This is a genomic window from Anaerotruncus sp. (genome assembly GCF_057433415.1).
This window is the reverse complement of the sequence record NZ_DBMDHH010000077.1, coordinates 1-9,435: the sequence shown is the minus strand read 5'-3', so window position 1 is coordinate 9,435 and position 9,435 is coordinate 1. Positions and strand designations below refer to the sequence as shown.

Genomic DNA, 9,435 nt, shown 5'->3' with positions numbered 1-9,435 from the left:
CTGCTGCAAAATGAGGTAAATCTCGTGGACTACCTGATCGACCGCGCGCATGAGCGGGGGATGACCATTGCGCTCAACCCCTCGCCCTTCGACGAGCGGATGCTCGCGTGCGACCTTCGGAAGGTGGATATCTTCCTCCTCAACGAGGTGGAGGGCGCGCAGATCTCCGGCAGGGAGGACCCCCTGGAAATCCTGCCGGAGATGCTCTCGCGGTTCCCCGGCTCCCGTATCGTGCTGACGCTGGGGAAGAGCGGCGTCCTCTACGGGGAGGGGGAAACGAGGCTCTCCCACGGGGTGTACGACGTGCCCGTCGTGGACACGACGGCCGCGGGGGACACCTTCACCGGCTTTTTCCTCGCGGCGGCGCTGGGAGGGGAGACGGTGGCGGAGGCGCTGCGGCTCGCGTCGGCGGCCTCCTCGCTGGCGGTATCCAAAAAGGGCGCGTCCTCCTCGATCCCGACGATCGAAGAGGTGCGCGCCGCGAGGCTCCCTCTGTCAAAATAGCCCCCGGGGGCATAAGGAAGGGCCGGGCGATGGGAAAAATCCCATCGCCCGGCCCTTATGTGATCGCCGCCTCCCGCGCCGCCGGCCCCGCCCGCGCCCGCGAAGGCCGCGGGCGCGGGATCTCTGTGCCGGTGTGGTTATAACAGGAGGGTCGGGTGTAACAGGAGAACGGCTGGTGGATGCCCGGGAAGGCATGGTGTGGCAGAGCGGTGCATCTTTGGTTACCTCCCAAAGAAACGGGGGAACACCCCCATTGACAGGATATGCGCGGACGGGGGGAGGGGTGCGGGGAAAAACGGAACCGGCCCCGCCGGGCCGGGGCCGGATCCGGGGGTTTTCTCAGCCCGCCTCATCCCGCACGCGGAAATCCTCGAGGGAGGAAAAGAAAAATTTCCGGTTGCCGAAAAAGTAAAAAAGGAAAAAGAGGCAGACGAGCACGAAGATGCCGCACTCGACCGTGTTGGCAAAGAGGGTGAAGTCCTCTCCCGTCTTGACGAAGAGCCCCACGAGCTTGCCGATCAGGGAGGTGGCGGCGGGCTGCGCGCCGCCCACCATGCCGTCCATCCCCATGCCGGCCATGCCCATCCCGCCGGACGGGTCCATGCCGCCCATCGCGCCCATGCCCCCGCCCCCGCCCGAAAAGATCGACAGGGAGCTCCCGGCCGCGGCGGCGACCCCATCCTGAAGGGAGGAGAAGAAGGCCGTGAGCCCGCCGGAGATCGACAGGGCCGCCTGCGCCGCCGGGGCGACGGCCGCCTGGAGGTCGGCGGAGACCGCCCCGCCCCGCCCGTCGAGCAGGGTGGGGAAGAAGGTCTGGATGACGCGCGACGCCCCCGCCGCGAAGAGGAAGACGATGTTGCTGAAGAAGGCGTAGCGGTCGACGCCGTAGACCGATAGCCACGCCGCGGCGCCGAGGACGAGGATGATAAACGCCGACAAAAACTCGGTGACCGTCTCGAACTGGGCGCTTGCAACGGTGGCGCGCCAGGTAAAGCTGACCGCCTGCCAGACGACGAAGACCGGCAGCAGCAGATAGATATAGAGATTCAGCGCGCCCATCGGGCGCCCGTAATATTCGATTTTCCTGGCGCGGTAGTCCTTGCTACCCATGGCAATCCCCCCACATCTGGCCGCGACGCCCCTCGGGCGGTCGCCGCGCAACACAATCATATCACAAAATGCGCAAAGGTCCAACCATAGAGTGCGGCGTTTGGCGCGTTTTCCTGCGGACGGCCGAAAAAAAGTCCCCGCCCTCTGCGGGCGGGGACGGGACGCGCGGGTTCATTTGGCGAAGGAGGGCAGGACGGCTTTGGTCCCGGGGGCCGCCCCGGATCCGTCGGAGGCCGGCTTGGAGGCGGCGTCCCGCTTCTCTTCGGCGCGGTCGGCGTCGGTGACCCTGCGGGGGGAGAGCGCGCCGGAGGCGTTTTCCACCTTCTGCGCCGAGATCACATAGGTGCCGGGCGCGCGGGTGCGGATCGCGAAGACGGGGTCGCCGTCGCCCGTCTCGGTGGCGGTGAAGCTGGAGGTCACGTCGGTGAGACCGGTCTTTTTCACCTGGTAGATCGTCACGTCGCCCGGCTTGACGGTCAGCTCCCCGTCTTCATCCACGAAGCGGTTGTAGAGCAGCAGGGTGGGCGCGGAGGTGGCGGGGATCGACGGGTTCACCGTGAAGGCGTAGAGGTAGGCGTCGAGGTCGTAGAAATCGGCCCCATAGGCGCAGTCGTCCCAGTCGGTCGACAGCTCGACGTAAAACTTCTCCGCGTCGGAATCCGCCTTGAAGGAGAGCTTGGCGTAGGTGACGTTGTCGTTGCCGAAGGTGACGGTGTTGTCGCCGTTTTCGTTCGGCTTGACGACGCCGCCCATCGAAGACGCGAAGGCGGCGGTCGCGAGCGCGGACGCCGTCAGGACGGCGAGGAGCAGGGAGATCCATTTTTTCATGTCGGTTCCTCCTGAAAGCTGTGTTGGGTCCGGTAAAGAACAATTCCATTATACCCGCAAAATGTGAATAATGCGTGAAATCTTTTCCAATTTCCCCGGAAAGACCGGGCGGGCGTTGCGGCGGGGCGCGGCGCGTGGTAAAATGGAACCGGCCGGGAAACCGGCCGATCAAATCTGTCATGGAGATTATGCGCAATGCTGCTGAAAGGATATCAGAAGGTGGCCCACCGGGGGCTGCACGCGGCGGGGAAGGGGGTCCCCGAGAACTCCCTGCCCGCGTTTCGGGCGGCGGCCGAGGCGGGCTATGCGATCGAGCTGGACGTGCACCGCGCGTCGGACGGGACGCTCGTGGTCTTCCACGACCACGACCTGCGGCGGATGACGGGGGCGCGGGGGACGGTGGAGCGGATGGACTTCCGGAGCCTGCGCCGCCTGCGGCTGGGCGGCACCGCCTGTACGATCCCGCTGCTGCGGGAGGTGCTCGAATGTGTGGGCGGGCGGGTGCCGCTGCTCATCGAACTCAAAAACGGCGGGCTTCCCGGCGCGCTGGAGCGCACGCTCGTGCGGGAGCTCGCGGGCTACCGCGGCCCGGTGATCCTCGAGTCCTTTAACCCCCTCACCGTCTGGTGGCTGCGGAGAAACGCGCCCCATCTTGTGTGCGGCCAGCTCGCCTGCCGGAAGTACGAGGGCCTGCGGGACGGCCTGCGCGCCTACGCCCTGCGGCATATGCTCTTCAACTGCGTTTCGAGGCCCCAGTTCGTCGCCTACGAGCTGGGCGGCATCACCGAAAAGCTGCGGCTGAAATGCCGCCGCAAAAGGCTTCCGCTGCTCGCGTGGACGGTGCGCACCCCGGAGGAGGGCAGGCTCGCGCGCGCCAGGTGCGACGGCATGATCTTTGAAGCGATCCGCCCGTGAACGGGCATAAAACGAAGGGGCGCCCCCGGCCATCGGCCGGGGGCGCCCCTTTGCTGTGAACGGACCGGAAGCCCGGCAGGAAAGTCAGCGTCCGGTGTTTGGCACGGGCTTCCGGTTGTTGTTGACTTCAATGGTGGGCTTTTCAACGTCGGCCGGGCGGCTGGAGGGCTTCCTTTCAGGCAGGTCGGCCTTACCGTCCGAGACGATGTAGGTGCCCAGCGTGAAGGTCCGGATGGAGAGCACCCGGTCGCCGTCGTCGTTTTCCCCGAAGTTGAAGAGGTGGGTCTTATCGATCAGCTCGCCGTCGCCGTCCACCTCGTAGACGTGGATGCGGCTTTCACGCACGGTCAGGTCGCCGTCCTCGTCGACGAAGGGGTTGCAGAGGGAGAGGGTCGGGCGGGTCGCCGCCGGGACGCGGGGGTTGTCGACAAAGTCGAAGAGGTAGGCGTCCACGTCGTGGAAGTAGTCGAGGTAGTCGGCGTCGTTCCAGCGGGTGGAGAGGCGCGGGCAGTAGTAGTCGGCGTCCGAATCCGCGAGGAAGGTCATCGAGGCGACCGGCCCGTCCGCGTTCTCCCAGGTGACGATGTTGCGCTCGTTTTTGACCGGCTTGATCACGACGCCCTTTTCACCGATCGTGAAGGTCGCGTCGTCGTCCACCCGGTTTTCATTCTGGATGTAGAGCTTGAAGGCGTGGTAATAGGTCTTGCCCGACTGGAGGCGCTCCTCCTGGGTCGCGCCCTCGAAGTAGGCTTTGTAGGCCTCGTCCTTCGCCTTCTGGGCGGCGGGCACGACGGTGTTTTTCTGCTCCGCCCACAAAAGGTAGGTCTCGCCGTACTTGGCCGCGGCGTCAGATTTCGCCTTGGCGGCGTCGGCGTCTGCCTTGGCCCGGTTCACCTGCTCGATGGTGACCGGCGCGCCGAGCGGGGAGAGGTTCGCCGCGGTGAGTTCCTGATACCGGGCCTCGAGCTTCGCTCTGTCGCCGTTGAGCGTGGTAAGTTGGCCTTCGAGCGCCTGCCGCTGGGCGGCGTTGCCCGCCTGCGGCGCCGCGTCGTCGATCTGTTTTTGCAGCCCTTCGGCCTGCGCCCGCATGGCGCCGAGCTGGCCCGCCTGATTGACCGCCAGCGTCCAGAGCTGTCCGCCGACGGCGGCCCAGTTGCCGCCCTCGTCGTCGATCAGGGGAACATCGTTAAAAATGCTGCCCTCGCCCTGAAGCCCCCGCAGGATGGCGTTGACGCCTGCCGCGTCCTTTTCCTCCGGGTCCTCTTTCGCGTTCTCGGACGCGAAGATGTTGAGCAGCGCGTCCGGGTGCTGCGTCCGGGGCAGGTTCCCGGTGGAGAGCCCTTCGCCAAGCGCGAGGGCGGCGTCGACGTCGACGCCCAAACCGGTGAGCACTCCGGTGAGGCCGCTAATATTCTGTTTGAGCGCGGTCAGCGCCTCCTGGAGCGCGGACGTGTCGGCCGGCTGCTCGGTGGGAAGGGCGGCGATCTGGTCGTTTACCTCCCTGATCTTCGCGTCGAGGTCGGCGAGCTGCTGCCGCAGCTTTTCCGCCTCGGCCGTGAGCGACTGGGTCTTCTGCTCCGCGTCGTACTGCGCCTTCAGGTCCTCATAGACCTTCTGCAGCCGGTCGGCCTCGGCTTTCAGCGCGTCGGCGCCGGGGATCTTTTCAACCGGGCTGCCGGGGCTGAACGCGGCGTAACCCGCGTCGGCGGCGAGCTGTTTGAGCTCCTTCAGCAGGTCCTTCTGCCTGTTTTCCGCGGCGGCCAGTTCCTTGACCGCCTGCTCGTAGGCGGCGCCGAGCTGTTCGGGCGTCAGGTCCGCGCTGCGCGCCGAAGGGCCCGCGAGCTTGAACATCGGGAAGAAGTCCCGGCCCCCGAGGCTCGGATAGTGGGTGACGATCAAATCCTTGCGCGCCTTGATCTGCGCCTCCATCTCGACCTTGTATTCGTCGGCGGAGAAATTGTCCTTGATCGAGAACCTGATGCAGACGTAGCGGGTGCCGTTGAAGCGCTTTTCCACGATGTCGGCTCCGCTGACCAGCTTGCCGTTGGTCTTTTTCTTCATCGAGAAGCGGACGACGTCCTTGTCGGTCAGGATGTCGTACCCCGCCACGGAGGAGGGCCCGATGATATAGTAGTAGTCGTCGCCGGGCTTCAGGGTGTCGTAGCCCGAATCGTAGGCGGATTCGCCGTCCCCGTTCAGGATGGTGCCGACGACCGGGTCGGTATAGATGTCGTAGGCCGCCGCGAAGGCCGCGACGTTCAGCGACAGCACGCAGGCAACCGCCAGAAGCAGTGCGAGCAGTTTTTTCATGGTGAGATGCCCCCTTCTTTGCTCTTGCGTTTCCAGTTTCTCTCTCTTTCCGGTTACTCTTATAACCAAATTGGAAGCCGCCGGGGGACAGATCCCTGTGTGTTTTTTGTGTCGGCACGCCGCGCGGGGAAAAAAGCCCGGGGCGGCCGTCTGGCCGCCCCGGGCGGGGGTTATTCGCGGTTGTCGTAGAGGACGCCGCCCCCCACCTCCAGCATCAGGGGGGAGTAGCCGTCCAGGCCGTCTGACAGGGTGAGCTTTGCCGTATAGGACTCGGTGAGCGTCTCCCCGGAGGCGGTGTTGCGGTCGAACCGCTGGGAAACGGTGTAGACGCCCGCCTCCTCGTCGACCGACAGGCCCTGCTGGTAAAAGTGGACGCTGGCGGGGTCGTAGGCCTGCGCGCGGACCATCTCCTGCGCGCAGGAGACGGCGTACCGCTCCGCATCGGTTTGCGCGCCGGCCTGCTCCCGCGGGGCTTCCGCGCCGGGGCGCAGCAGGAAGAAGAGGAGCCCGCCCGCCGCGAGCAGGATGACGAGCAGGACGGGAAGCAGCCACCGCGGCAGCTTACGCCGGGATTTCGGCGCGTCGCCGGGCGGGCTCTCGTCAAAGTCGGGGAGCAGCTCGGGCTCGGGCGGGACGCCGTCCGGCGTTTCCCCGCGCAGGCAGGCGTCGCACAGGTCGGAGACGCCGCCCTCGGGCAGCGGCCGCCCGCAGAGGATGCAGGCGCGCACCGGAGGGGCGTCCGCCCCGGCGGGGGCGGAGAGGGGCGCGCCGCAGTGCAGGCAGTAGGCGCTTTTGCGCGGGATGCGTTTTTTGCAGTAAGGGCAGACCATGCCGTTCCTCCTTCCGAGGGGGATTCTGGGAATATGATAGCACAGCCTCCGGAAAATGCAAGCGGGTCAGCAGCAGCTTTCGAGAATCCGCCGGAAGGCGCGGATGTGGAGCTGTTCGTCGAGGATGATGCGGTTGAGCATCGCGGAGATATAGCAGTCCTCGATCGCCGCCGCCTGGTACTGGTAGGTGTGGATGGCGGCCTGCTCGAGGGAGATGTCGCTTTGGACCGCCTCGCAGAGGGAGGCGTGGTAGGTCACCATATTGCCGTTCCAGGCCACCGGGCAGCCCTGCCGCGGGGAGCAGTAGCGCGGGTCGCCGCCGAGCAGCAGGACGAGCCTGCCGAAGATGTCGAGGTGGTGCATCTCGGTGATCGAGATGTGGTGAAGGGCGTCGGCGGCCTCGGGCGCGGAGCGTCCGAGTACGAGGCTGTGGTAGGTGTACTGGGTGATCGAGGTGAGCTCGCTGCCCGCGGAGGCGAAATTGGCCTGGAGCATCTGCGCGTAACGGGGATTGGGTCGCTCCACGCGGATGGGAGGATAGGGTTCCGGCGCCGCGTAGAGGATGGCGTTCTGATCGCTCATGGGGGTCCCTCCTGTCAGGTTTTTACATGTTTAAAGATATGCGCGGCGGCCTCCGGACAGACTGGGAAAAATTTTTCCGGAAAAGATGGGGCGCAGGGCTTCCACTGTGGTCATGAAAAACTTATAATAAAAGTATAATTTGCCTTTCCTGCGAGCGGCTGTTTTGTAGAAAAAACCGGTTCCAAAAAATGATGCACAAATTTGATGGGCGCTTTTACACGAATAGAAAATACATTTGATACTGGTAACATACATCTAGAACTATGGTAGTTTGAAATAGGTCGAAAAATGTATTATGATGTCGAAAAGGGGTGTGGACGCATGTCAAACAGCAACGAGGTAATCAGACGTAACATCCGGTTTGTACGCACTTCCCTTGGAATGACACAGGAACAGCTGGCGTTCGCGTCGGGGATGACCACCGCCTGCGTAAGCAGGCTGGAGCGGGTCAACGGCAACCCGACGGTGCAGACGCTCGACCAGATCGCGGATGGCCTGAAGCTCCAGACCATGCGCCTCTTTGACGAGGACCTGATGTCCCCGGAGAACCGGCGGATGACGGCGCTCCAACGCAGCTTTTTCGCGGCGCAGGAGCTCCCCGCCGAGCGGCAGGAGGAGTTGAGCCTGCTGATTCAGAACTATATCAGCCTCGGGAAGCTCTTCTGAGGCCGGACCGCGGGCAGCGTAAAAGGCACGGGGCCGCCGATGGGCGGCCCCGTGCCTTTTTGCGCGCCGGACGATTTACAACCGGGGCGCGGGCTGGTATAATAACCGAAGCGGCTATCATGCATTTATGATCAATCCCGCCGGTTTTGGCGGCAAAGGACAACCGTATCGAAGGAAGCGAAAAGATGGAAAATCGAGTGGAAAAGGCCGTGGCGCTGCATAAGCAGGGCTACAACTGCGCGCAGGCGGTGCTCTGCGCCTACTGTGACCTCTTCGGCATGGACGGGGAGACGGCGTTCAAAATCTCCGAGGGCTTCGGCGGCGGCATCGGCGGCATGCACAGCGGCGTATGCGGCGCGACAAGCGCGGTCTATATGCTCGCGGGGCTCCAGGGGAGCGGCGGCTCGCCCGAGAAGGGGCTCACCAAGGCCGCGACCTACGCGCGGATCAAGGAGCTGGAGAGCATCTTCCAGGCGGAGAACGGCAGCACCACCTGCCGTCAGCTGATCGAGCGGCGCAAGGCGGGCGAGGGAAAGAGCTGCCGCGAGTTGGTGATCTACGCGGCCGGGCTCATCGAGCGGGAGCTGCTCGGCGAAGGGAAATGAGGCTCGGACACTGCACCCTCTGCCCGCGCGCCTGCGGGGCCGACCGGAGGACGGGAAGGGGATTCTGCGGCGGCGGCGCGCTCCCGCGCGTCGCGCGCGCGGCCCTGCACCAGTGGGAGGAACCCTGCATCAGCGGGACGCGCGGCTCGGGGACCGTCTTTTTCTCCGGCTGCCCGCTGCGCTGCTGCTTCTGCCAGAACTACCGGATCAGCGCGGAAAACTTCGGGAAGGAGATCTCCGTCGGCCGTCTGGCGGAAATCTTTCTCGAATTGCAGGCGCAGGGCGCGCACAACCTCAACCTCGTGAACCCTACCCACTGGGCGCCCTGGGTCGTGGAGGCGGTGGAGCGCGCCCGCCCCGCGCTCAAAATTCCCGTCGTCTGCAATTCGGGCGGCTACGAGTCTCCCGAGACGCTGGAGCTGCTCGGGAAGGTGGCGGACGTCTGGCTGCCCGACCTCAAATATGCCGACGCGGCGCGCGCGGCGCGCTATTCGGGCGCGCCCGACTATTTTCGGGCGGCGTCCTCCGCGATCGCCGAAATGTTCCGGCAGACGGGACCCGTCCGGTTCGGGGCGGACGGGCTGCTCGAAAAGGGGCTCGTCATCCGCCATCTCGTGCTGCCGGGCGGGCTCCACGATTCGATCGCGGTGCTCGAATGGATTGCGGAAAACCTGCCGCTGGAGGAGATCCGTGTGAGCGTCATGAGCCAGTACATCCCCTTTTACCGCAGCGGGGAGTTCCCCGAGCTCGGCCGGCGGCTGAGCAGCTACGAATACCGCAGGGTGCTCGAGCGCGCGCGGGAGCTGGGCGTCCGCGGCTACATGCAGGAGAAAAGCTCCGCAAAAGAAGAATACACGCCCCCCTTTGATTTGGAGGGCGTGTAAAGACATGGAATGCGTATCCACAGGGAACGCCAAAAGCAGGAGGGCCGCGGGATTCCCGCGGCTTTTTCACGCGCCGCGGACGCAGGATGGCGCCGGGCGGCGTGCGGGTACGCGTTCAGGCCGCGTGCGCGGCGGCGACGCGGCGGCGGACAGGCCGCGCCTGCGCGGCCTGTGTCGGGGGCGCCGGCGCATGGCGGCGCC

The 9,435-nt window shown here is 65.3% G+C and carries 10 protein-coding genes; 5 read left to right on the top strand and 5 right to left on the bottom strand.

Translation table 11 applies throughout. The features are described from left to right. Nucleotides 1-504: PfkB family carbohydrate kinase (locus tag ACZO3G_RS13875; RefSeq protein ID WP_486847346.1), on the top strand; the 504-nt coding region annotated here is incomplete at its 5' end. Between the two features lie 339 nt (nucleotides 505-843). Here ACZO3G_RS13875 and ACZO3G_RS13870 read toward each other — a convergent pair. Next, nucleotides 844-1,614: a hypothetical protein gene (locus ACZO3G_RS13870; RefSeq protein ID WP_276872955.1), complete on the bottom strand. Its 771-nt coding sequence runs from the start codon at nucleotides 1,612-1,614 to the stop codon at nucleotides 844-846. 171 nt (nucleotides 1,615-1,785) lie between these two features. Further along, complete coding sequence (locus ACZO3G_RS13865; RefSeq protein ID WP_101549663.1) at nucleotides 1,786-2,442, bottom strand: hypothetical protein; 657 nt, start codon at nucleotides 2,440-2,442, stop codon at nucleotides 1,786-1,788. Between the two features lie 195 nt (nucleotides 2,443-2,637). Here ACZO3G_RS13865 and ACZO3G_RS13860 point away from each other — a divergent pair, with 195 nt between their 5' ends. Beyond that, nucleotides 2,638-3,357: a glycerophosphodiester phosphodiesterase family protein gene (locus ACZO3G_RS13860; RefSeq protein ID WP_276872954.1), complete on the top strand. Its 720-nt coding sequence runs from the start codon at nucleotides 2,638-2,640 to the stop codon at nucleotides 3,355-3,357. Between the two features lie 84 nt (nucleotides 3,358-3,441). On the opposite strand, the gene ACZO3G_RS13855 is transcribed toward ACZO3G_RS13860, so the two are convergent. The 3 genes from ACZO3G_RS13855 to ACZO3G_RS13845 form a co-directional block, all read right to left on the bottom strand. Then, nucleotides 3,442-5,667: a hypothetical protein gene (locus tag ACZO3G_RS13855; protein ID WP_276872952.1), complete on the bottom strand. Its 2,226-nt coding sequence runs from the start codon at nucleotides 5,665-5,667 to the stop codon at nucleotides 3,442-3,444. A 170-nt stretch (nucleotides 5,668-5,837) separates the two neighbouring features. Beyond that, nucleotides 5,838-6,497: a zinc ribbon domain-containing protein gene (locus ACZO3G_RS13850; RefSeq protein ID WP_276872951.1), complete on the bottom strand. Its 660-nt coding sequence runs from the start codon at nucleotides 6,495-6,497 to the stop codon at nucleotides 5,838-5,840. Nucleotides 6,498-6,563: 66 nt separating this feature from the next. Then, the gene (locus tag ACZO3G_RS13845) at nucleotides 6,564-7,079 is read right to left on the bottom strand and encodes a ferritin-like domain-containing protein (protein WP_101549671.1); all 516 of its coding nucleotides are present in this window, start codon (nucleotides 7,077-7,079) and stop codon (nucleotides 6,564-6,566) included. A gap of 321 nt (nucleotides 7,080-7,400) precedes the next feature. Here ACZO3G_RS13845 and ACZO3G_RS13840 point away from each other — a divergent pair, with 321 nt between their 5' ends. The 3 genes from ACZO3G_RS13840 to ACZO3G_RS13830 all read left to right on the top strand — a co-directional run bounded on the left by ACZO3G_RS13840 (nucleotide 7,401) and on the right by ACZO3G_RS13830 (nucleotide 9,234). Further along, complete coding sequence (locus ACZO3G_RS13840) at nucleotides 7,401-7,745, top strand: helix-turn-helix domain-containing protein (protein WP_276872948.1); 345 nt, start codon at nucleotides 7,401-7,403, stop codon at nucleotides 7,743-7,745. 185 nt (nucleotides 7,746-7,930) lie between these two features. Next, a complete protein-coding gene (locus ACZO3G_RS13835) occupies nucleotides 7,931-8,350 on the top strand; it encodes a C-GCAxxG-C-C family protein (RefSeq protein WP_277138690.1) in 420 nt (139 codons plus the stop codon). Next, a complete protein-coding gene (locus ACZO3G_RS13830) occupies nucleotides 8,347-9,234 on the top strand; it encodes a radical SAM protein (RefSeq protein ID WP_277138688.1) in 888 nt (295 codons plus the stop codon). Before ACZO3G_RS13835 ends, ACZO3G_RS13830 begins: the two co-directional genes overlap by 4 nt. Nucleotides 9,235-9,435 lie beyond the last annotated feature (201 nt).